At 65.2% G+C, this 22137-nt stretch carries 23 protein-coding genes; 16 read left to right on the top strand and 7 right to left on the bottom strand.

Annotated features, from left to right (window positions below):
* Window positions 1-77: 77 nt before the first annotated feature.
* Window positions 78-2027, bottom strand: coding sequence for a malonate decarboxylase subunit alpha (locus GYH34_RS13310; RefSeq protein WP_161913997.1), 1950 nt, complete (start codon window positions 2025-2027; stop codon window positions 78-80).
* A gap of 339 nt (window positions 2028-2366) precedes the next feature.
* Between GYH34_RS13310 and GYH34_RS13305 the strand changes: the two genes are divergently transcribed.
* Complete coding sequence (locus GYH34_RS13305; RefSeq protein ID WP_161913996.1) at window positions 2367-2852, top strand: cupin domain-containing protein; 486 nt, start codon at window positions 2367-2369, stop codon at window positions 2850-2852.
* On the opposite strand, the gene GYH34_RS13300 is transcribed toward GYH34_RS13305, so the two are convergent.
* Both GYH34_RS13300 and mdoH read right to left on the bottom strand, forming a co-directional pair.
* Window positions 2831-3136 (bottom strand): hypothetical protein, encoded by a 306-nt coding sequence (locus GYH34_RS13300; RefSeq protein ID WP_161913995.1) that lies wholly within the window; start codon window positions 3134-3136, stop codon window positions 2831-2833. The two genes, GYH34_RS13305 and GYH34_RS13300, sit on opposite strands and share 22 nt — an antisense overlap.
* Window positions 3137-3162: 26 nt before the next feature.
* Window positions 3163-4962 carry a glucans biosynthesis glucosyltransferase MdoH gene (gene mdoH / locus GYH34_RS13295; protein ID WP_161913994.1) on the bottom strand — a complete coding sequence of 600 codons (1800 nt, stop codon included), beginning with the start codon at window positions 4960-4962 and terminating at the stop codon, window positions 3163-3165.
* Between the two features lie 175 nt (window positions 4963-5137).
* On the opposite strand from mdoH, the gene GYH34_RS13290 reads away from it, so the two are divergent.
* From GYH34_RS13290 to GYH34_RS13270, 5 genes are all read left to right on the top strand, one after another.
* On the top strand, window positions 5138-6061 hold the full coding sequence (locus GYH34_RS13290; protein WP_244635364.1) for a zinc-binding alcohol dehydrogenase: 924 nt from the start codon (window positions 5138-5140) through the stop codon (window positions 6059-6061).
* A gap of 12 nt (window positions 6062-6073) precedes the next feature.
* Window positions 6074-6472 (top strand): 6-carboxytetrahydropterin synthase, encoded by a 399-nt coding sequence (locus GYH34_RS13285; protein ID WP_036290759.1) that lies wholly within the window; start codon window positions 6074-6076, stop codon window positions 6470-6472.
* On the top strand, window positions 6469-7515 hold the full coding sequence (locus GYH34_RS13280) for a glycosyltransferase family 4 protein (RefSeq protein ID WP_174242406.1): 1047 nt from the start codon (window positions 6469-6471) through the stop codon (window positions 7513-7515). Before GYH34_RS13285 ends, GYH34_RS13280 begins: the two co-directional genes overlap by 4 nt.
* A complete protein-coding gene (locus GYH34_RS13275) occupies window positions 7512-8354 on the top strand; it encodes an SAM-dependent methyltransferase (RefSeq protein WP_161913992.1) in 843 nt (280 codons plus the stop codon). The genes GYH34_RS13280 and GYH34_RS13275 overlap by 4 nt, the downstream gene beginning before the upstream one ends.
* A gap of 115 nt (window positions 8355-8469) precedes the next feature.
* Window positions 8470-9243 (top strand): DUF4261 domain-containing protein, encoded by a 774-nt coding sequence (locus GYH34_RS13270; protein ID WP_161913991.1) that lies wholly within the window; start codon window positions 8470-8472, stop codon window positions 9241-9243.
* 42 nt (window positions 9244-9285) lie between these two features.
* Here the strand turns inward: GYH34_RS13270 and GYH34_RS13265 are convergent, their stop codons facing one another.
* Window positions 9286-9825, bottom strand: a complete 540-nt coding sequence (locus tag GYH34_RS13265; RefSeq protein ID WP_161913990.1) for a cytochrome b/b6 domain-containing protein — start codon at window positions 9823-9825, stop codon at window positions 9286-9288.
* A gap of 613 nt (window positions 9826-10438) precedes the next feature.
* On the opposite strand from GYH34_RS13265, the gene GYH34_RS13260 reads away from it, so the two are divergent.
* Window positions 10439-11938, top strand: coding sequence for a phosphomannomutase/phosphoglucomutase (locus GYH34_RS13260; protein WP_161913989.1), 1500 nt, complete (start codon window positions 10439-10441; stop codon window positions 11936-11938).
* 7 nt (window positions 11939-11945) lie between these two features.
* Here the strand turns inward: GYH34_RS13260 and GYH34_RS13255 are convergent, their stop codons facing one another.
* From GYH34_RS13255 to GYH34_RS13245, 3 genes are all read right to left on the bottom strand, one after another.
* Window positions 11946-12698 (bottom strand): TadE/TadG family type IV pilus assembly protein, encoded by a 753-nt coding sequence (locus GYH34_RS13255; RefSeq protein ID WP_161913988.1) that lies wholly within the window; start codon window positions 12696-12698, stop codon window positions 11946-11948.
* Window positions 12695-13324, bottom strand: a complete 630-nt coding sequence (locus GYH34_RS13250; protein WP_161913987.1) for a TadE/TadG family type IV pilus assembly protein — start codon at window positions 13322-13324, stop codon at window positions 12695-12697. Before GYH34_RS13250 ends, GYH34_RS13255 begins: the two co-directional genes overlap by 4 nt.
* Window positions 13325-13412: 88 nt before the next feature.
* Window positions 13413-13880, bottom strand: a complete 468-nt coding sequence (locus GYH34_RS13245; RefSeq protein ID WP_161913986.1) for a pilus assembly protein N-terminal domain-containing protein — start codon at window positions 13878-13880, stop codon at window positions 13413-13415.
* A gap of 234 nt (window positions 13881-14114) precedes the next feature.
* On the opposite strand from GYH34_RS13245, the gene GYH34_RS13240 reads away from it, so the two are divergent.
* The 9 genes from GYH34_RS13240 (at window position 14115) to GYH34_RS13200 (ending at window position 22131) form a co-directional block, all read left to right on the top strand.
* Entirely contained in the window at window positions 14115-14279 is a 165-nt protein-coding gene (locus GYH34_RS13240; RefSeq protein ID WP_018265749.1) for a Flp family type IVb pilin, read from the top strand.
* A 136-nt stretch (window positions 14280-14415) separates the two neighbouring features.
* Window positions 14416-14580 (top strand): Flp family type IVb pilin, encoded by a 165-nt coding sequence (locus GYH34_RS13235; protein WP_161913985.1) that lies wholly within the window; start codon window positions 14416-14418, stop codon window positions 14578-14580.
* Window positions 14581-14717: 137 nt separating this feature from the next.
* The gene (locus tag GYH34_RS13230) at window positions 14718-15224 is read left to right on the top strand and encodes a prepilin peptidase (RefSeq protein ID WP_161913984.1); all 507 of its coding nucleotides are present in this window, start codon (window positions 14718-14720) and stop codon (window positions 15222-15224) included.
* 121 nt (window positions 15225-15345) lie between these two features.
* Window positions 15346-16158 carry a Flp pilus assembly protein CpaB gene (gene cpaB / locus GYH34_RS13225; RefSeq protein WP_244635113.1) on the top strand — a complete coding sequence of 271 codons (813 nt, stop codon included), beginning with the start codon at window positions 15346-15348 and terminating at the stop codon, window positions 16156-16158.
* 31 nt (window positions 16159-16189) lie between these two features.
* Entirely contained in the window at window positions 16190-17671 is a 1482-nt protein-coding gene (locus GYH34_RS13220; protein WP_244635111.1) for a type II and III secretion system protein family protein, read from the top strand.
* Window positions 17672-17692: 21 nt separating this feature from the next.
* Complete coding sequence (locus tag GYH34_RS13215; protein ID WP_161913982.1) at window positions 17693-18418, top strand: CpaD family pilus assembly protein; 726 nt, start codon at window positions 17693-17695, stop codon at window positions 18416-18418.
* Window positions 18418-19671, top strand: coding sequence for a CtpF protein (locus GYH34_RS13210; RefSeq protein WP_161913981.1), 1254 nt, complete (start codon window positions 18418-18420; stop codon window positions 19669-19671). Before GYH34_RS13215 ends, GYH34_RS13210 begins: the two co-directional genes overlap by 1 nt.
* 32 nt (window positions 19672-19703) lie before the next feature.
* Window positions 19704-21143: a CpaF family protein gene (locus GYH34_RS13205; RefSeq protein WP_161913980.1), complete on the top strand. Its 1440-nt coding sequence runs from the start codon at window positions 19704-19706 to the stop codon at window positions 21141-21143.
* On the top strand, window positions 21079-22131 hold the full coding sequence (locus GYH34_RS13200; RefSeq protein ID WP_348983891.1) for a type II secretion system F family protein: 1053 nt from the start codon (window positions 21079-21081) through the stop codon (window positions 22129-22131). Before GYH34_RS13205 ends, GYH34_RS13200 begins: the two co-directional genes overlap by 65 nt.
* Window positions 22132-22137 lie beyond the last annotated feature (6 nt).

Raw genomic sequence — 22137 nt, 5'->3', positions numbered from 1 at the left:
AGTTCCTCGCGTCTCACCCCACCCCGTCCGGCTATCGCCGGCCGACCCTCCCCTTGAAGGGGAGGGTAGACAGATCCTCAGCCTTCGCCGATCACCTCGAGGAAGCTGTGCGCGTCCTCCTTGCGCTCGAAGACATGCGGAGCGATGCCGCGCTTGCTCAGCGCCTCCTTGAGCTTCAAGCGCAGGAAGGCGCTGGTCGTGTAGCGCGTCGTCGTCACATAATAATTCTCGAGCATATATTGGATCATCTCTGCATAGTAATCGTAGAGATGCTCGCTGATGCGGAAGTTGTCGAGATTGACGACCTGATTGACGCGCTTGCCGATCTTCTGGCAGGCGTCGATCAGCATCTTGCGCAGGTCGTCGATGTCGCGCTTGGAGCGCGCGCTCCAGCCCTCGAGATTGAGGAACTGAATATTGCGATCGGCGTCATAGCTCACGCGATCTTGCAGATCGAGATTGAGCAGATCGGAGATCAGCCCCATCGGCTCATCGATGAAGATGCGCTTGTCCATCAATATCGGATGCTTGACGATGGGCTTGAAGTCCATATGGGGGAGGATATCCCGCTCTATGTCTATGCCCGGCGCGATCTCGATCAGCTCGAGACCCTCCTTCGTCAGCTGGAAGACGCAGCGCTCGGTGACATAGATCACCGGCTGCTCGCGCTTTTGCGCATATTTGCCGCTGAACGTCACCTGCTCGACGAATTTCAGGAATTTGCGGGCGCGGCCTTCCTTGAGGATTTTCACCTCGCCGTCCTGAATCGCAATGTCGAGCCCGCCGGCGGTGAATGTGCCGGCGAAGACGACGCTGCGTGCGTTCTGGCTGATGTTGATGAAGCCGCCGCAGCCGTTGAGGCGTCCGCCGAAGCGGCTGGTGTTCACATTGCCCTGCTCGTCGCATTCGGCCATGCCGAGGCAGGTCATGTCGAGACCGCCGCCGTCATAGAAGTCGAATTGCGTGTTCTGATCGATGATCGAATCGGCGTTGGTGGCCGAGCCGAAAGAGGAGCCGGAGGCGAGCACGCCGCCAATGGCGCCGGCTTCCGTCGTCAGCGTGATGAAGGGGGTGAGCTTCTCTTCATTGGCGACGGCGGCTATGCCCTCCGGCGCGCCGACGCCGAGATTGACGACGCCATTGGGCGGCAGCTCGAAGGCGGCGCGGCGTGCGATGATCTTGCGCGCGTCGAGCGGCATTTTCGCCATGCTCTCGACCGGCACGCGAATCTCGCCGGCCAGCGCCGGATTATACATCACGCCGTAGTTCATCCGGTGCAGCTCGGGCTGGTCGGCGACGACGACGCAATCGACCAGAATGCCCGGAACCTTGACGTCCTTGGGACGAATCGAGCCGGCCTCGACGATGCGCTCGACCTGCGCGATGACGATGCCGCCATTATTATGCGCGGCCATCGCCTGGGCGAGCACGTCCAGCGTCAGCGCCTCCTTCTCCATGCTGATATTGCCGGAAGGGTCGGCGCTGGTGCCGCGGATGAAGGCCACGTCGATCTTGGTCGCCGTGTAGAAGAGCCATTCCTCCTCGTCGATGACGACATGCTTGACGATCTCTTCCGTCGTCACTTCATTGACGCGGCCGCCGCCGAAGCGCGGATCGACATAAGTATAGAGGCCGACCTTGGAGAAGAGGCCGGGCTGGCCGGCGGCGCAGGCGCGATAGAGCTGCGAGATGACGCCCTGCGGAAGATTATAGCCGAGAATCTTGTTTTCCGCGGCGGCCTGGGCGACCTTGGGCATGCGGCCGAAATTGCCGGCGATGACCCGGCGCAGCAGGCCTTCATGATGCAGGCGGCCGGTGCCGAGCCCTTTGCTGTCGCCGGCGCCGGCGGTCATGATGAGCGTGAGGCCCTTGGGGCCGCCGGTCTCGACGAAGCGCTTCTCCAGCGCGGCGTGCAACGCCTCGGGAATGCAGCTCTGGACGAAGCCGGTGGTGGTCAGAACGTCATTTTCGCTGATGAGCGCAATCGCTTCGTCGGCTGTAATGACCTTGTTGTTCTTGTTGTTCATTTCCCTCGGGTTTCCTCTTCGCCGCCCGGCAGGGCGAAGGCTGCGGGCGTTGTCATTCCCGCGTTCCGCAATCATAGGGCGCCGGGTTCGAACCGGGCTCGACACTAGAGTTTGCGACAGGGTTTCGCAATAGCGCCAGGAAATCGCCGCAGAGCTGCAAAGGCGCGAAACGCTGCGGCTCCACGCCGCAGCTCGACGAGCGCGCTGCGGCGCCGCACGGGCGAGAGACGGCTGCTATTTGAATATTTATCTTATAGGCTTTAGAGATTATGCTGCGCTCATGGTCGGCGAGACGCGGCCGAACTGCGATATTTTCCGACGGCGTCCATAGAGCAAACCATGACCAAGCTCAGATTTCTCCTCGCGGGCGCCGCAGCGACGGCGGTTCTCGGCCAGACCCCGCCCATCGGCGCGGAGCCGGAAAAGAGTTTTGTCTACAAGACCGCCGATGAGGTTCAATTCAAGAGCCCGCTCGGCGTCGGCCCCGCCCAGGCGGTGCTGTTCGGCGATCCGTCGAAGCCCGGCGTCTATGTGGTGCGCGTGCGCTTCCCGCCCGGACACCATTCCAACCCGCATTTCCATTCGCAGGATCGCCATGCGGTGGTGGTCTCGGGCACATGGTGGAACGGCGTCGGCGAGCAGCTGGATTTCAAAAAGGCGCGGCCGGTGAAGGCGGGCTCCTATGTGCTGCATCCGGCCGGCGGCGTGCATTGGGACGGCGCGGGCGAGGAGGAGGTCGTCATACAGATCACCGGCGAAGGGCCGGTGGAAACGACGCAAGCGGAAGCGCCGGGCGCGCCGGGCTATTGGCCGAAGCCGAAGTGAGATCGGCCCGTCTCCAGTGACGCGATGGCGCGCGGCTCCATCGCGCCCATGGCGTGGGCGGCCGCGTCCGAGAGCGCCGCGACCGCGATCAGCAGAAGACCGGCCAGCGCAGCCGATGCGAGAATCCGCTGCGCCGGCGGAAGCGGCTCGTCGGCCGCCGACCGCGGGGTCACGACGACGAGCCGGCGGGGGCCCATTATGCGCGGCGCGGCGGCGTCCGCGCTCTCCGATCGCAGCACGCGCAGCGAGGCGCGCAGCTCTTCCCGGCGCGTTTCCTCTCTCATGCGAGCGTCCGATCCCATCTGATCCCTCACGCGGAAATGCGCTCGTCCGATGAAGCGATCGGCCGAGGCTCGGGCTCCGTCTCCCGCCGCTGCGGCGCGCGCAGCCGGGCGAAGATCGGCGGCGGCGCGAATTCCTCGGGGACGCCGCAGAGCCCTGCTTGCGTGAACCAATGTCCGAGCCGCGGCCAAGCGCTGGCGAGCGCGAAGGGAAATGCGGCGACATAGCCGAAGGTCAGCGGCGCCGACCACAAGGCCAGAGAAGGCGCGGAAAGTCCGGCGATCGCGAGGATCAGAGCGCCGAAAGCGAATGCCGGCCAGAGCGCGCGCGCCGTCTCCCACGCGCCGAGGCCATGCGCGTCGCGCGCCTGTCCGCTCCAGCCCGCCTCGCGCTCGAAGGGAAGGCGCGCGAGCAGCAGAGTGACGCCGAATGTCGTGACGGCGCCGATGATGAAGGAGAAGACGGTCTCGAGCGCCGCGCCGAGCAGCAGGCGAAAGGCGCCGCCATAGCGGCGCACGCCGCCCGGAGTCAGCGCTATGTCCGCATAGCCGGCGAGCTTGGGCGCGAGATAAAAGCCGAGAAACAGCAGATAGAGCGCCGCCGCCGAGCCGGACGGAAAGCGCGACACATCCTCGACCAGCGGCAGCAGCGCGCCGAGCAGGATGATCGCCGTCCAGGCCGGCGCGCCGATGAACATGCTGATGGCCCATACCAGCTGAAAGCGGCTCATCGGCAGCAGTCCCGGCAGAGAGAGCAGCTCCCAATATTGCATGTTGCCGCGGCACCAGCGCAGATCGCGGCGCATGAATTCCAGCAGCGTCGGCGGATTTTCCTCATAGCTTCCGCTCTCCACCGGCAGCACGCGCACCCCATAGCCCGCGCGCCGCATCAGCGCCGCCTCGATTTGATCATGCGAGAGAATATGTCTCTCGCCGGAAAGACGCGGCAGCTCGCAATGCTGCATGAAAGGCGCGACGCGCACCAGCGCATTGTGCCCCCAGAAGGGGCCGCAATCGGCGCCCCACCAGGCGGCGCCTATCGTGTAGCTGCGCATTCCCGCGCGCATGCCGAATTGAAAGACACGCGCGAAGGCCGAGCGCGACGGCGCGCCGACGACGAGGCTCTGAATAATGCCGATGCGCGGATAGGCTTCGCCGATGCGCACCAGGCGCAGTATCGTCTCGCCGTCCATCAGGCTGTCGGCGTCGAGCGGAATCATGAATGCATAGGCGCGGCCGAAGCGCTCGCAGAAGTCGCGAATATTGCCGGCCTTGTATCCGATATTGTCGGAGCGTCGGCGGTAATGCAGCCGTGCCGCCTCGGCGCCTTCGGCCGCGCGCCAGCGGGCGAATTCGGTCTCTTCCTGCGCGGCGATGCGCGGATCGGTGGTGTCGCTCAGCACGAACCAATCGAAGAGAGCGCCTTCGCCGGTGGCGTCGAGATCGGCCTTCATGGCGGCGAGCCGGGCGAGCGCGCGGGCGGCGTCCTCATTACGGATCGTCAGCGTGACGGCCGTGCGCGCGCGGATGCGGCGGCGCGTGTCGCCGGCGCGGGCGAAGGGCGCGACGCTGTCGAGCGGACGCGGATGGAAATGCAAGAGCCAGAAGCCGAGAGCGGCGTTGCTGACGCCGAGCACGCTCCAGGGCGCGGCGATGGCGAAGCTAAGGAGAATCGCGGCGTCGATGGCGCTCCAGCCGTCTTGCCCCAGAATATCGGCGAGCCAGATCAGCAGAGCGAGATAGATTGCGGCGTCGGTCGCGGCGACCAGCAGGCGTCGCCGGAAGAGTTCGGCGCGGCTCTGGAGGCCGGCGGGGGCGGCGGCGGACATTCGCGTCGTCGTTTCCTATACGGGCGCGGGAAAGTCGGCTGGCGCGCATCGCCGCCGTGCTCTAGCAATATCCGCGAGGCACGAGGTTTGTAAATTGGCCGAGTCGCATAAATCCTACTTTGATGGTGTGAAAGAGGCGCGCTCCCTATGGATCGCGGCGCCGCGGAGCGCGGCGCTGCGCACTTCGCGTCTCGCGACGCCCGGGCCGGAGGAGGCGCTGGTGCGGACGCTGTGGAGCGCGGTCAGCCGCGGCACCGAGCGGCTCGTCTTCGAAGGCCGGGCGCCGCGTTCGGAATGGGAGCGCATGCGCGCGCCGTTTCAGGAGGGCGCTTTCTCCTTTCCGGTGAAATACGGCTATTGCGCCGTCGGCCGCGTCGAGGAAGGGCCGGCCGATCTTCTCGGCCGCGACGTGTTCTGCCTCCATCCGCATCAGGATTTTTTCGTCGCGCCCGTCGCAATGCTGCGGCCGATTCCGAAAGAGACGCCGGCGCGCCGCGCGCCGCTCGCCGCCAATATGGAGACGGCGCTGAACGGGCTTTGGGATTCGGGCGCCGGGCCGGGCGACCGCATCGTCGTCATCGGCGCCGGCGTTCTCGGCCTGCTGGTCGCCGCACTCGCCGCGCGCCTGCCGGGCGCCGAGGTGCTGATCCATGATCGCGAGGCGTCTCGCGCTGAGATCGCCGAGAGTCTCGGCGCGCGATTCGTCGGCGCCGACGCGCTGGTGGAATTGGGCGCGGATGTCGTCTTCCACGCTAGCGCTTCCTCCGAGGGGCTGGCGCTGTCGCTCGCCGCGGCGGGGCCGGAGGCGACGATCGTCGAATTGAGCTGGTATGGGGAGGGGCAGGTCTCCGCGCCGCTCGGCGGCGGCTTTCACGCCAATCGGCTGCGGCTCGTCTCCTCGCAAGTGGGGCAGGTCGCGCCCTCGCGCCGGCCACGCTGGAGCTACGCGCGTCGGCTGGACAAGGCGCTGGAGCTGCTCGCCGATCCGCGCCTCGACGCGCTCATCACCGAGGAAATTCCCTTCGCCGACGCGCCGCGGGAGCTAGAGCGCATTCTCGCGCCCGGGGCGAGCGGCCTCGCCACATTGTTTCGCTATTGAACGGAGAAGAAAATGTACGCAGTCGAAGTTCGCGACCACATCATGATCGCCCATAGCTTCAAGGGCGAGCTGTTCGGCCCGGCGCAGCGCCTTCATGGCGCGACTTTCGTCGTCGATGTGGCGTTTTTTCGTGAGACGCTGACCGTCGACGAGGTGGTCGTCGACATCGGCCGCGCCCATGACGCGCTGAAGGCGACGCTGGCGCCGCTGAACTATCAGAATCTCGACGAGATCGAGCAGTTCAAGGGCCGGCAGACGACGACCGAATTTCTGTCGCGGCATATTTTCGACGCCATGGCCGCCGCCGCCCGCACCGGCGCGCTCGGGCCGGGCGGCGAAGGGATCTCGCGCATTCGCGTGACGCTGCACGAATCCCATGTCGCCCGCGCATGGTTCGAGGGCGCCGTGTGAGGCGTCTCGTCTTCGCCATTCCCGGAGACATAGAGGCGAGGACCGGCGGTTACGGCTATGACCGCCGCGTCCTCGCGGAATTGGCGCAGCAGGGCGTCGCGGCGGTCCATCTCGCGCTGCCGGGCGGCTTTCCGCATCCGACGGCCGAGGAGGAGGGCGCCGTCGCCGCGATTCTCGCGCGTGAATTGACGGCGGAGGATGTCGCGCTCATCGACGGCCTCGCCTATGGCGCGCTCTCCGAGACGGCGATCGCAGCCATTGCGGCGCCGATCGTGGCGCTCTGCCATCATCCGCTCTGCCTCGAGGCGTGGCTCGCGCCGGAGCGCGCAGCGGCGCTGCGCGAGAGCGAGCGTCGGGCGCTGGCCCGCGCCGCTCATGTGATCGCCACCAGCGCGCATACGGGCGAGACGCTGATCCGCGATTTCGGCGTCTGCGAGCGCAAGCTGACCATCGCTCCGCCGGGAACCGATCCGGCCGAGCGCGCAAGAGGCTCGGGCGGCGCGCCGGCGCTGCTCGCCGTCGGCTCGATCATTCCGCGCAAGGCGTTCCATCTTCTGGTCGAGGCGCTGAGCGGCCTTTGTGATCTCGACTGGCGCCTCGCCATCGTCGGCGGCGCTGGCCATTCGCCGCAGACGGCGACCGATCTCGCGCAGCTCATAGAGGCGAAGGGCCTCGGCGGGCGCATCGCTCTGCGCGGCGAGCTTTCTGGCGAGGCGCTGGACGCGGTCTTTCATCGCGCCGATGTCTTCGTCTCCGCATCGCTCCACGAGGGCTACGGCATGGCGCTCGCCGAGGCGCTGGCGCGCGGGCTGCCCATCGTCGCGACGACGGGAGGCGCCGCGGGCGACACGATCCCCGATAGCGCCGCTTTGAAAATTCCGCCCGGCGACGTGGCGGCGCTACGGGAGGCTCTGCGCGCGATCATTGCGGTTTCGGCCTTGCGGGCGCGGCTCGGCGAGGCGTCCTGGCGCGCCGGTCGGGCGCTGCCGCGCTGGGAAGAGACGGCGCGCATCATCGCCAATGTGGCGAGGGAGGCGGCATGAGCAGTTTCTCGGCCGAATGGCTCGATCTGCGCGAGGGCGCAGATCATGCCGCGCGCAATCCCGCCTTGCGCGAGAGCGTCGCGCGCGCTTTTGCGGATCGCGACGCTCTGAGCATCGTCGATCTCGCCTGCGGGGCCGGCTCCAATCTCCGCGGCCTCGCCGAATTTCTGCCGGCGCGTCAGAACTGGCTTCTCATCGATCATGATCCGGCGCTGCTCGCCGCCGCGAGAGCGCGTCTCATCGCCTGGGCCGACGCCGCGGAGGAGGGCGAGACGCTGATGCTCTCCAAGGGAGCGCGGCGTCTCGATGTCGCATTTCGGACCGCCGATCTCTCCGGCGGAGCAGGCGCGGCGCTCGCGGGAAAGATCGATCTCGCGACCTCGGCGGCATTTTTCGATCTCGTCTCGGCGCAATGGCTCGAGGCCTTTGCGGAGGAGATAGCGGCGCGCCGCCTGCCGCTCTATGCGATATTGAGCTATTCCGGCGAGGAGCGCTGGATGCCCCCGCATGCCGACGATGGGCGAATGCTCGCCGCCTTCTGCCGCCATCAGGCGCGCGACAAAGGTTTTGGACCGGCCGCCGGGCCGCGTGCGGCGGAAGTGCTGGCGCGCGCGCTGGAGAGGCTCGGCTATAGCGTCGAGACGGCGCCCAGCCCTTGGCGGCTCGGCGCGGGGGAAACGGCGTTGATCGCCGCTCTGGCCGAGGGCTCGGCGGCGGCCGTGACCGAGACTGGGGAGATTTCGGCAGAGACGATCGAGGATTGGCGTCGCGCCCGTCGGATGGCCGAAGGGTGCGAGATCGGGCATTCGGATCTATTCGCCCGGTGGGCGGCGGGCTGAAGCGCCTATGGCGCCATCTGTGCTAGAACCAAAACGGTTCCCGACATGGGGCAATCGGGCGGAGAGTCCGCTTCGGTCTCTCGCGTCAATTCTCACCTTTCACCCGGAGCCCAGCATGGCCGCCCCCAATGACACAATGCTCGCGCTCGTCCTCTCGAAGGACGGGCTGCTTCCCGAGGGGGAGGCGCTCGGCGCCGCGATCCGGCGGCATTTCCCGCAGGCGCAGACGCCGGACAAGGAAATCCCCGGCGGAACCAGCGTGTTTCTCGCCGATGGCGCCATGGTGGCCATCGGCGGCGTGGCGGCGCCGGCGCCCATCGCCGAGGATGATCCTTGCGTCGCCTACGCTTGGCATTGGAAGGACGTCTGGCCGGCGATCGAAGGCCATGCCGGCCATGTGGTGGTGGCCGTGACCGGCGCCGCCGACGCCAAGACTCGCGCGCTCCTGCTCGGCCGCGCCATCACGGCGGTCATCGAGGCGACGCCCGCCGCTTGCGCCGTGCATTTCGCCGGCTCCGACGCTCTCTGGCCGGCCGCGCTGGTCGCCGAGGTGGTGTCGAAAAGCGGCGATCAGCCGCCGATTCCCTTCTTCGTCGCGGTGGCGCTCGGTCGCGACCCGGACGGCGGCGTCTCGGCCATCACCAAAGGGCTCACGGCTTTTGGCCTGATGGAGATCGAGACCCGGGGCTTCAAGGACGATCCCAGCGAGCTGAACGGCTTTCTGATCGATATCGCCGCTTATCTCGTCGACGCCGGCGCTGTGCTGGGTGACGGGGAGACCATCGGCCCGGACGCCGACACGAAGATCATTGTGCGGCACGAGGAATCGGTCGTGGCGCCGGGGCAGAAAGTCTACCGGCTGTATTTCCCGACGCAGGGCCACGCCTGAGGGCGCGATCGGCGGGGACGCATCGCGCGTCCCCGCGATTCGCTATTTGCGCCAAGCCTCTGGAAGCATGCGCCAGACGACCTCGTCGCCGGCGATGCGATGGCGGATGACGCCGGCGATATGCAGCGCGATCAGCGCGAGCAGGACCCAGCCGAGAAACTCATGCAGCTCGAAGAGCTGTTTCGATAGCGGCTCGTCCTTGCCGAGGAGGGCCGGAAGATGGCCGAGCCAGAAGAAGCTCGGCCCGAGGCCATAGGCCGACAACGCCAGCCAGCCGACGATCGGCGTCGCGATCAGCAGCAGATAGAGCCCGCGATGCGTCGCTTTCGAGACGAGACGCTCGGCCGGCGTCAGATCGGCGCTGGAGCCCGGCCGACGGCGCAGCCGCGCGAGAAGGCGGGGAACCATCAGAGCCAGCACGATGACGCCGATCGATTCGTGCAGCACGAACAGATTGTCCTGCAGCGGCCCTTTATCGAGATCGGCCATTACCACGCCGGTCGGCAGGGAGGTCAGCGCCAGAGCGGCGATGATCCAATGCAGCGTCTTGGCGAGAGGCGAATAGGGCTGTCGCTCGACCATGCGAATTCTCCTTGCCATTGCGGCGGCGATGATCGCCCAGCCGCTCCGAATGCGCAATCGGCCGCGGAATTACTATGTAAATCCCATAGAAATAGTTTACTATAACGGCGTCCTGGCCTATAGCTGAACCGCGCTCCGATCTCCCCGAAAAGCGTTTTGACTCTACGAGAGTCATCGAGAGCTAGCCTGGCGCGTCCCCCATGTGCGCCAGGCGGCCGGCGCGGCGAACCACGATGGTTCGCCGCGCTTTTCTCGCTGCAGCCGTCGCAGGGCCTGCCGGCGCAACGGCGCAGCCGAGAACGCAGAGTGCGGCGCAAAGAATATTTTCTATATTTTTCGGCTCGCCGACGTAAAACGGTCATATATCGGCGCTCGATTCCATATCCGTATGAAACGTCGCTGAATTCGTCCTCCGCCATTGCTCGGCCGATGTCGCGCCTATTCGCGTCCTGATTGATTTTTTTGTCCTGATGGATCGGAAGCCGGGCAGATGCGTCGGATATGTCGTTTCGTTTCGCCGGCGCCGCGCGGCGGATCGACGCGCCGAGGTTTGGCGCGGCGGCGTTTTTCCCTTATGTGCATGCGAACCGAGGTTCGTCCTTTAGGAGATGCGATGTTTCCGACCCCCGTTTCCGATCTCGCCCCGAACACCTACGCCTATGAGACGACGCCGCTCGTGAAGCCGACGGGGTTTCGCGAATATGACGCGCGCTGGCTGTTCGAGAAGGAGCTCAACCTCATGGGGGTGCAGGCGCTCGGCCTCGGACTGGGCACGCTGCTCCATGAGATGGGCGTGCCGCTCGAGCTCGCCACCGGCCACGACTATCGCGCCTATTCCGCCTCCATAAAGCTTGCGCTGATCTCCGGCCTGATGGCCGCCGGCGTGCGCGTGCACGATATCGGCCTCGCGCTCTCGCCCATGGCTTATTTTGCGCAATTCGCGCTGGATGTTCCCGCCGTCGCCATGGTCACGGCCTCGCACAATGACAATGGCTGGACCGGCGTGAAGATGGGCGCGCAGCGTCCCGTGACCTTCGGCCCCGTGGAGATGACACGCCTCAAGGAGATCGTGCTCGCCGGCGCCTTCCGTTCCGCCGAGGGCGGCTCCTATCGCTATGTGGAGAATTTCGGCCAGACCTATCTCGACGATCTCGCCTCCGGCGTAACGCTCTCCCGCAAGCTGAAGGTCGTCGCCGCCTGCGGCAATGGCACCGCCGGCGCCTTCGCGCCCAAGCTGCTGGAGCGCATCGGCTGCGAGGTCGTGCCGCTCGACACCGAGCTCGACTATAATTTCCCGCACTACAATCCGAACCCCGAAGATCTCCATATGCTGCACGCCATGGCCGACAAGGTGCGCGAGAGCGGCGCCGATGTCGGCCTCGGCTTCGATGGCGACGGCGATCGCTGCGGCGTCGTCGACAATACGGGCGAGGAGATTTTCGCCGATAAGATCGGCGTGATGCTGGCGCGCGATCTTTCCAAGCTGCATCCCGGCGCGACCTTCGTCGTCGATGTGAAATCGACGGGATTGTTCGCGACCGATCCAGAGCTCATCTCGCGCAATGTGAAGGCCGATTATTGGAAGACTGGCCATTCCTACATCAAGCGTCGCGTCACCGAGCTCAAAGCGCTCGCCGGCTTCGAGAAGTCCGGGCACTTCTTCTTCAACGCGCCGGTCGGCCGCGGCTATGACGACGGCCTGCTGACGGCGGTGCATGTGCTGCAGATGCTCGATCGCAATCCGGGCAAGTCCATGTCCGATCTCTACGCCGCTCTGCCCAAGACCTGGGGCTCGCCCACCATGTCGCCGCATTGCGCCGACGAGACGAAATATGGCGTCGTCGACAAGGTGATCGCGCGCTTCCAGAAGATGGAGGCCGATGGCGTCGCCTTCACCGGGCAGAAGATTCGCGATCTCGTCACTGTGAATGGCGTGCGCGTGACGACCGCCGACGGCACATGGGGCCTGGTGCGCGCCTCATCGAACAAGCCGGAGCTGGTCGTCGTGGTCGAGAGCCCGGTGTCGGAGGCGCGCATGCGCGAGATGTTCCACGCGGTGGACGCCGTGCTGCGCGAGAACCCTGAAGTCGGCGCCTATAATCAGACGATCTGACCGCGTATCAGGGCGATGTGGAGCAGTTGGTTCCGCTCGTCATGTAATATTGCACATGATTGGGGCTGTAGGTGTTGCGCACCGGCGAATAGCTGGTGCGCGACATCAGCGGCGCCGCCGACTTCAGCCAGGTGATCGTGCGGCTGAATGAGGGCTGATAGCTGTAGCTCACATCGGCGACGATGATCGAGCCGATGGTCGGCGTCACGCTGGTCGTCGTCGTGCCGCCGCCGGCGTTGGCCAGCGTCACCGATTTCGCGCTCGTATAGCTCGTCGGCATCGAATTGGGATCGACGGGCGCGACATCGGCCGCGTTGAGCTTGGCGACGCCATTGATCTTGCAAGGGCGCAGCGTGCCGGAGTTCTTGGCGATCGTCCAATTCACGCTCGCCTTAAAGCCGCTCGTCTGCGTCGCGTCGGCGCTGACCGTGACCTCCGAGATCGTCATTTTGAGATTTGTGGTCGGCAGCGGCGACATCAGCGTCGTCGCGGCGGAAAAGATCGCCTGAATCGTGTCCTCGTCCATTCCGGCCTGGCCGGAATTGGAGCCGCCGGTCAATTGTTGCGCGGCGAGATCGGAGAGCGTATGCGCGACGAGATCGAGCTTTTGGCTCGCGCGCTGCCCGAGGGCCAGCTCCGCGAGGCCGAGATAGATGACGAGGACCAGCGGCAGCACGAGCGCGAATTCGACCGCCGCGAAGGCGCGCTCCTCGCGCAGCAGGGCGCGCGCATCGCGGCGCTCGGCCGGCGATGAGCTCATGTCGGCTCCACGCGAAAGGCGGCGACGCCGAACAGCAGATGCGTCCAGCGGTTACTGTACGTGACCTCTCCGCTCGTCGTCTTGCCGAGCGTTATGCCGGTCAAAATGCCGCCGGTGAGAATCGCCGTCACCGCCGGCATAGGATAGATGATGCGCACGACGGCGACATGGCCGGAGGCCGGCATCGAGATCGTCGCGCTCGCCGACGGAGGATTGAGATAGAAGGAATTGGAGGTCGAGGCGCTCGACCAGTTCGCGCCGTTGCCGACATCGGCGATATCGACCAGAATCTTCGAGCAGTCGAAGGATTTGCTCAGCGTGCCCGAGGCGACGGCGCCGCTTGCCTGCCATGTGCAGACATATTTATCGATGAAATTCTGATAGGTCATGTTGGCGAGGCTGTGCGTCAGCACGGCGCGGCTCGCATGAATGGTGGTCACCTGCAGCTGCTGGCTCTTGAAATAGACGATGCCGGTCTCGAAAATCGCGCCGAGCAGGCCCAGCATCGGCACGAGCACCATGGCGAACTCGACAGCGAGCGCCGCGCTCTCATCTCGCCGGAAGCGAGTCGCGCTCGCGGCGAAACGGCGCGTCGGCTGTCGCGACAAAATCTCTTCTCCGCTCATGTCTCGAACCCGTGGCCGGAAAGGACGTCTCGCAGCCGTCCCTTTCGAGCTCCCATGCGCGCCTCGCTGTATCCCTCGGCAAATCCCGTCAACGCTTGGGCGAGGACGAGCCCTCGTGCTGCTTCACCGCCTCGAGAACGCGCGCCGTATAGTCCTTGTCGTCGCCGAGATCGACGGCGGGCGCGCAATCGGGCGCGCAAGCGTAGGATTCTCGTCGCGAGCCGCGCAGCACGACGAGCTTGTCCATCGGCTGGGTGACGGTGATGATCTCCTCGCCGACCTGATTGCCGGTCGGATCGAGCAGGATGAGATTGGTCGATCCGAAGCTTTTGCCGGTGACGACCATGAGACGATTGGTCTTCAGCATCGTCACATCGGCGATGAGCGGATTGCCGATGATGAGCGTCTGCGCGCCTTCCGGCATGCGCACCACGCGAGCGCGGTCTACGTCCACGAAAACGCCGCGCCTCTCGCCATCGCGCGCCATAGCGACGCCGGCGGTGACGGTCGCGCCGACCAATAATGCCAAATATCCATGGAAACGCGTCGAGCGCATCACGCACCTCTGAACAATCATCGCCTTTGCGAGGCTTCGTGTCGAACAAAACCACGGAATAGTGAATCATTGCTGAAAATGAGCCGCAGTCTCGCCTCGCGCCATGGAATTCATAGGTCGATGATGCGATTAACGCGTTTGCAAGAAGTTCTACGTAGGGTCTGCTCCTGTCCGGCGAACGGGCTCGATCGAGCGCCGCCGCCGAACTCAGTCAATAGAGCGAGGAGCACGAGTATGAAGAGCTTGTTTTCGCGGTTCGTTAAGGACGAGTCCGGCGCGACCGCCATCGAATACGGCCTGATCGGCGCGCTGATCTCGGTCATCATCATCACCGCGGTGAAGCTCGTCGGCAGCAACCTGTCTCAGACCTTCAACAAGATCGCTCAGAATCTGAGCTGAGGTCTGGCGGGCGCCGATCTCGCCGCCTTCCGCGTCGAGATCATTTCGGCGCCCACGCATTCCTGCCGAAGGCCGGCTCGTGAACGGGGCCGGCCGGCTCGGTCGGATTGCGGGAGTCCAACATCAGGAGATGGTGATGAAATCGTCGGTTTCGAAATTTTTGAAAAATGAGTCTGGCGCCACGGCTATCGAATACGGCCTTATCGGCGCTCTGATTTCGGTCATTATTATTACCGCAGTGAAGCTTGTCGGCAGCAATCTGTCGGAGACCTTCAACAAGATCGCTCAGAACCTCAGCTGAACGATCGCGAAACGTGCGCGCGCGTCGGCTCCTCGCCGCGCGTCGCGCGAATCGCGCGCTCGCCCGAGCGCGCAGAAACGACTTAGAGAGGCGCCTTTGTCGCAAAAGAGAGAGGCGCGGCGACAGGAACGACACGGATGATCGCAGCCGCCGCCGCGCTAATTCTCTTTCCGGCCTTGATGGCGTTTTCGGCCTTCGCCGACCTTCTCACCATGACGATTCCCAACCGCGTCTCCTTGGCGCTCGTCGCGCTGTTCGTGGTTCTCGCCGCATGGCTCGGCATGCCGCTCGACGCCGTGGCCACGCATGTCGCCTGCGGCGCGGCGGTGCTCGTCGCGACCTTCCTGATGTTCAATCGCGGCTGGATGGGCGGCGGCGACGCCAAGCTCGCCTCTGCGACGGCTTTGTGGCTCGGCTTCGAGCAGCTCGCCGATTATGCGCTCGTCGCCTCTCTGGCGGGCGGCGCGCTGACCATTGCGATTCTCGCGCTGCGGCGATTCGAGCCGCGCTTCGTCGCCCAATCGCCGCGCCTCGCGCATCTTTGCGACGCCACTGAGGGCGTGCCTTACGGCATAGCGCTCGCGATCGCCGGCGTCGTCGTCTATCCCAATTCCCAGCTCTGGACGCTGCTCACCGCCGCGTGAGTCGATCGCGCGGCTCTTCGCGAGACCGCTTCGCGTCGCAATGCGAAAGAGCCTGCGGTCTTACCGGCGATTAACCATAATTTGACGTTTTTCCGCTTTCATTCGGAAGGCTCCGCTCCAGGTGGGGCGATCGGACTGGAAGCAGATGAACAAGGCGCAGATCGTGGTTCTCGGCGTCGCTGTCGTGGCGGGCGGCGGAGCCTTCCTGATGATGAACGGATCGCCGCCGGAGGCGCCGAAGATCGTTCAGATGATCCCCACGCCGCCGCAGACCGACAAGGTTCTCGTGGCGACGCGCGATCTATCCTACGGAACCGCGCTCGGCGAGCCGGACACCAATTGGATCGATTGGCCGGTAGGCGCGGTGCCGCAAGGCGTGCTGCGCAAGAGCGAGGCGCCGAACGCCAAGGAAGATCTGCAGGGCTCCTATGTCCGCAATCCGATCTCCAATGGCGAGCCGGTGCGGCGTGAGCGTCTGGTCAAGGGCCCGACCGCAGGCTTGATGTCCACGCTGCTTCCCGCCGGCCATCGCGCGGTCGCGATCGACATCTCGCCGAACACGACGGCGGGCGGCTTCATTCTCCCGAATGATCATGTCGATGTGATGCGCACCTATCGCGACAATGATCGCGGCCGGGAAGGCGGCGCCGCCGATCTCTCATCGGAGGTCATTCTGACCAATGTGCGCGTGATGGCGATCGGGCCGATGGTCGAGACGAAGAATGGCGAATCGGTCGTGACCGGCGCGACCGCCACGCTCGATCTCGAGCCGCGGCAGGCCGAGCTCGTCATTCTCGCGCAGCGCACCGGCCAATTGGCGCTCATGCTGCGCTCGATGGCGGATGCGCATGAGGACGACAAGCGCGCTTCGGCGGCGGACGATTCTTTGACGGTCGTGCGCTTCGGCTTCCCAACAACCATGCGCACGCGCTGAGGCGATGCAGCTCATCGAAGGACGGCGCCACATGGCGAAAATCGAACGCGGAACGACGGATTTGGGCAGGTCGGCGCGTCGGATATCGGGAGCGGCGGCGCTCGCGATCCTCGCGCTCGCTGGCGTGTCGCTCGGAGCCATCCCGGCGTCCGGCCAGGAAAAATGGGGCGTCCAGTCGAGCGCGGAGGCGATGATGTCTCGACGCATCGCCATGGGCGTCGGCAAGTCGATTATCGTCGATCTTCCGGCCGAGGCGTCGGAGATCGTGGTCGGCAATCCAAAGGTCGCCAATGCGGTCGTCCGCTCGGCGCGCAAGCTCTACATAATGGGCGCGGAAACGGGCCAGACGACGATTTTCGCGCTCGATCGCGCCGGACGGCAGATCGCCAATCTCGAGATCAGCATTGGCCGCGACGTCGGTGAGCTCGGGCCGCTGTTGCGCGCCGCCCTACCCAAATCGAACATCACCGCGCGCACGGTCAATGACACGATCATTTTGACCGGCACGGTCGAATCCGCCTCGGAGGCGCAGCGCGCCGTCGACATCGCCAAGGGCTTCGCCGCGCGCTCGTCCTCCGCCCAGGGAAATGGTGCCGGCGGCGAAGGCCTCGTCGTCAACGCGCTGACCATCAGCACGCAAGATCAAGTGATGCTGAAGGTCACAGTCGCCGAGGTGCAGCGGCGCGTGATCAAGCAGCTCGGCGTCTCGGCCAAATCCGGCGGCGAGGCGATCTTGTCCGGCGGCTGGGGCAAGCTCGTTCAGGAAAATCCCTTCGCCATCAATTCTAGCCTCACCGCCAGCGCCTTGAGCCTCAATGGTCCCAACAGCACCTCCGCGACGCTGCAGGCCTATGAGCGCTACGGCGTCTCGCGCATTCTCGCCGAGCCGACCGTCACCGCCATCTCCGGCGAGTCGGCGAAATTCACCGTCGGCGGCGAGGTCGCTGTGCCGGGCAACGGCAATTGTATCAGCGGCTCGATCCTCTGCACCGTCGGCATCACGTTCAAGCAATATGGCGTGTCGCTGAACTTCACGCCTGTCGTGCTCGCCGAAGGCCGCATTCTTCTGCATCTCGCGACGGAAGTGACCGAGGTCGATTACCAGGGCGCGCAAACCTATAATGGCGTGACCGTTCCCGGCTTCAAGACGCGCAAGAACGAGACGAGCGTCGAGCTGCCGTCCGGCGGCTCCATCGCCACGGCCGGTCTTTTGCAGCAGAAGTCCGACCAGGCCATCAACGGTCTGCCCGGCCTCATCAATCTGCCGGTGCTCGGAACGCTGTTCCGCTCGCGCGATTATCTGCGCAACGAGACCGAGCTGCTCATCATCGTCACCCCCTTCATCGCGCGCTCGATCCAGGCGCGCGAGGTGGCGCGGCCGGACGACGGCTTTGCGGACGCCAGCGATCCGCAGGCCTGGCTGCTCGGCCGCGTCAATCGGCTCTACGCCAATCCTCAACATCCGCAAGCGGTTCCACGCCTTAAGGGCCGCGTCGGCTTCATTCAGGACTGAGCGCGCAAGGAGCGGTTAAATATGTCTATCCGACTGAACAGCGCGAAACTCAAAGCCTTCGGAGCGCGGCTCGCGTGCCTCGCGGCGATGGCGCCTCTCGCCGGCTGCGGCGTGAACAGAACGCTGCCGGCGCCCGCCGTCGCGCAAGACTATCGCGATCGACATCCCGTCGTGCTCGCCGACGCGAGCACATCCCTCGACCTGTTGCCGTCGGCGCGCATCGATCATGCGACCACCAGTCGCATTCGTGATTTCGTGCTGCGCTATCGCCGCTTCGGCCATGGCCAGATCACGCTTCTCGCTCCGACCGGAACGAAAGATCAGCTCGCTGTGCGCGGCGGCGTCGATGCGGTGAAGCGGCTGCTGGCGGAGAGCGGCGTCTCCGGCGCGGTCTATGTCGCCTCCTATCCGGTCAGCGATCCCAATCTGGCGGCGCCGGTGCGTCTCTCCTTCCAGGGCGTGCGCGCGAAAGTCGCGGGACGCTGCGGCCAATGGCCCGCCGATCTCGCTTCCGCGAGCTCGCTGGAAGGGTGGGGCAACACCACTTATTGGAATTACGGCTGCGCGAGCCAGACGACATTCGCGGCGCAGATCGACGATCCGCGCGATCTCGTCGCGCCGCGCGGCGAGACGCCGGCGGACATCGAGTCGCGCATGCGCGCCATCGGAAATGTGCGCAAGGGCATCGATCCGGCGACGAAGTGGAACGTCAAAGGCACGAATATCAGCTCGGTTGGAGGCGATTGATGAAAGAGCAGTCGGCAATAGCGGATAGCGACGCGGCCGCGCAGATCGCTCCCTTGCCGCGCATTTCCGTGCAAGCGTTCTGCGAGACGCCGGACGCCGTGGCCGTGGTGAATTCCGCCGCCGTGGACCGCCGCATGGACAAGGCGCATGTCAAGGTTCACATGGGCGGCGTCGCGGCCGCGATCGAGGCGTTCCGATCGGCGCCGACGCCGAATCTGATCGTGCTCGAGGCGATCGGCGAGCGTGAGACGCTCATCGGTCAGCTGGAGACGCTGGCGGAGTCCTGCGACTCCGGCACCAAGGTCGTCGTGCTCGGCCATGTCAACGACATATCGTTGTATCGCGCGCTCATGGCGCGCGGCGTCAGCGACTATATTGTCGCGCCGATCGATGTGCTCGGCTTCATCGCCCGCATCTCCGATCTTTATAACAACAGCGCCGAGTCGCTGGGACGCATCGTCGCCGTGGCCGGCGCCAAGGGCGGCGTCGGCTCCTCCTGCATCGCGCATAATCTCGCCTGGTCGATTGCGCGCTCGCTGCAAATGCAGACGGTCGTCGCCGATCTCGATCTTCCCTTCGGCACTGCCGGGCTGGATTTCAACCAAGACCCGCCGCAAGGCGTCGCGGAAGCCGTGTTCGCGCCGGATCGCGTCGACGCCAATCTCATCGATCGCCTGCTGTCCAAATGCAGCGAGCAGCTCAGCCTGCTCGCCGCGCCCGCGACGGTCGATCGTCTCTATGATCTGCCGGAGACCGCTTTCGACGCGATCGTGGACACGCTGCGCGCCACCGCGCCCTGCACCGTGCTCGACGTTCCGCATCAATGGTCGGCCTGGACGAAGCGCATGCTGATCGGCGCCGATGAGGTGGCGATCGTGGCGGCGCCCGATCTCGCCAATCTGCGCAACGCCAAGACGCTCATCGATCAGCTGCGCGTCGCGCGTCAGAACGACGCGCCGCCGAAGCTCGTTCTGAATTTCGTCGGCGTGCCGAAGCGGCCGGAGATAGCGGTGGCGGATTTCGCCAAGGCGATCGAGATGGAGCCGTCGGCGATCATTCCCTTCGATCCGAAGCTGTTCGGCGCCGCCTCCAACAATGGGCAGATGATCGCCGAGGTCGACCCCGGCTCCAAGATCATCGAGCAATTCGACGCGCTCGGCCGCGAGGTGACGGGGCGCGCCGTGAGCCGCAAGGTCAAGAGCGGATTATTGGCGCCGCTGCTCGATCGTTTGTCAAGAAAGCTGGCCGGCTGACGAGCGGCGACTGAGCGTAACGGGGAGATCGCATGTTCGGAAAGCGTACGAACGTCGGAACGGCGCAGACAGCGACAGCGCGGTCGACGCAGCAGGCGGCGCCGGCCGTCAAGGCGCCGACGCCGGCGCCTGCCGCCGAGCCCGCGAGCGTGATGGTCGCGGCTCCTCCCGAGCAGAAGCGCTCGGAGCAATATTACCTGACGAAGAGCATGATCTTCGGCGCGCTCATCGAGGCCATCGATCTCGCTCAGCTCTCCAAGCTCGAGCCCGAGAGCGCGCGCGACGAGATCAGAGACATCGTCAACGAGATCGTCGCGATCAAGAATGTCGTGATGTCGATCGCCGAGCAGGAAGATCTGCTCGAGGATATCTGCAACGACGTGCTCGGCTATGGTCCGCTGGAGCCGCTGCTCATGCGCGACGACATCGCCGACATAATGGTGAATGGCGCCGCCAAGACCTACATAGAGGTGAGCGGCAAGATTCAGCTCACCAATATACATTTCCGCGACAATTCCCAGCTGATGAATATCTGTCAGCGCATCGTCAGCCAGGTCGGCCGCCGCGTCGACGAATCCTCGCCGATCTGCGACGCGCGCTTGCTCGACGGCTCTCGCGTCAACGTCATCGCGCCGCCGCTGGCGATCGACGGTCCCGCGCTCACCATTCGTAAGTTCCGCAAGGACAAGCTCACTCTCGATCAGCTCATCCGTTACGCCTCCATCTCGCCCGAGGGCGGCGAGGTGCTGAAGGTGATCGGCCGCGTGCGCTGCAATGTGCTGATCTCCGGCGGCACGGGCTCCGGCAAGACGACGCTGCTCAATTGCCTCACCAATTACATCGACACGGATGAGCGCGTGATCACCTGCGAGGATGCGGCGGAATTGCAATTGCAGCAGCCGCATGTGGTGCGCCTGGAGACGCGTCCGCCCAATCTGGAAGGGCAGGGCGCGGTGACGATGCGCGATCTCGTGAAGAACTGCCTGCGCATGCGTCCCGAACGCATCATCGTCGGCGAGGTTCGCGGACCGGAGGCTTTCGATCTTCTGCAGGCCATGAACACGGGTCACGACGGCTCGATGGGCACGCTGCACGCCAACTCGCCGCGCGAGGCGCTGGGGCGTCTCGAATCCATGATCACAATGGGCGGCTTCTCGCTGCCGGCCAAGACGATCCGCGACATGATCGTCTCGTCGATCGACATTATCGTGCAGGCGGCGCGCCTTCGCGACGGCTCGCGCCGCATCACGCATATCACCGAGGTGCTGGGCCAGGAGGCGGATGTCGTCACGCTGCAGGATCTCATCGTCTATGAGATCATCGGCGAGGACGCCAATGGCCGCATCATCGGCCGGCATCGCTCCACCGGCGTCGGACGGCCGCGCTTCTGGGAGCGCGCGCGCTACTATGGCGAGGAGAACAGGCTCGCCGCGGCGCTCGACGCCGCCACAGTCATCGACGACGAAAATTAGTCGCGAGGGCCAGAAAATGGATCATCAATCGCTCCTCTCCGCGCTTCTCGTCGCCTGCGCCGTCGGCGGAGTGATGTACGCCTTCGTTTATCCTTATCTCTCCGGCGAGATTCAGGCGCAGAAGCGTACGGCGGCGCTGATGTCCTCGACCGAGCGTCGCCGCGATGCGCGCAGCGGCGATCCGGCCAAGCGGCGCAAGCTGATTCAGGAGAGCCTCAAGGACGTCGAGACCAAGAAGAAAGCCAAGATCACGCTCGAGCAGCGCATCGCGCAGGCGGGGCTGACGACGTCGCGCCCGATCTTTCTCGGCGCCTCGGCGGCTTTCGGCCTGCTCATCGCTTTCCTCGTCTTCGTCTTCAACTCCGATCCGCTGGTCGCGGTCGGCGCGGGCGTCGTCGGCGGCGTCGGCGCGCCGCATTGGCTGCTGGGCTTTCTGGCGCGGCGGCGCATCGCGAAATTCATCGCCGAATTTCCCGGCGCCGTCGATATCATCATTCGCGGCGTGAAGGCCGGCCTGCCGGTCGCCGATTGCTTTCGCATGATCGCGAGCGAGGCGGCGGAGCCGGTGCGCAGCGAATTTCGCCAGATCGTCGAATCACAGACGATCGGCCTCTCGATTGCCGAGGCGACGGAACGCTTCGCCGATCGGGTGCCGGTGGCGGAGGCGTCGTTTTTCTCGATCGTCATCAGCCTTCAGCAAAAGGCCGGCGGCAATCTCTCCGAGGCGCTCACCAATCTCGCCGGCGTGCTGCGCGAGCGAAAGAAGATGAAGGCCAAGGTGAAAGCCATGTCCGCGGAGGCCAAGGCCTCGGCGGGCATCATCGGCAGCCTGCCGTTTCTCGTCGGCCTCGTCGTCTGGTTCACCAATCCGGCCTATATCGCCGTGCTTTTCAACACGGCGGTCGGAAATATCATCATCGGAGCGAGCCTGCTCTGGATGGCGATCGGCGTCTTCATCATGCAGAAGATGATCGACTTCGATATTTGAACGTTG

The organism is Methylosinus sp. C49 (assembly GCF_009936375.1).
GTDB lineage: Bacteria > Pseudomonadota > Alphaproteobacteria > Rhizobiales > Beijerinckiaceae > Methylosinus.
Note: the sequence above shows the minus strand (reverse complement) of the source record. Positions and strands in the feature narration are given on the sequence as shown.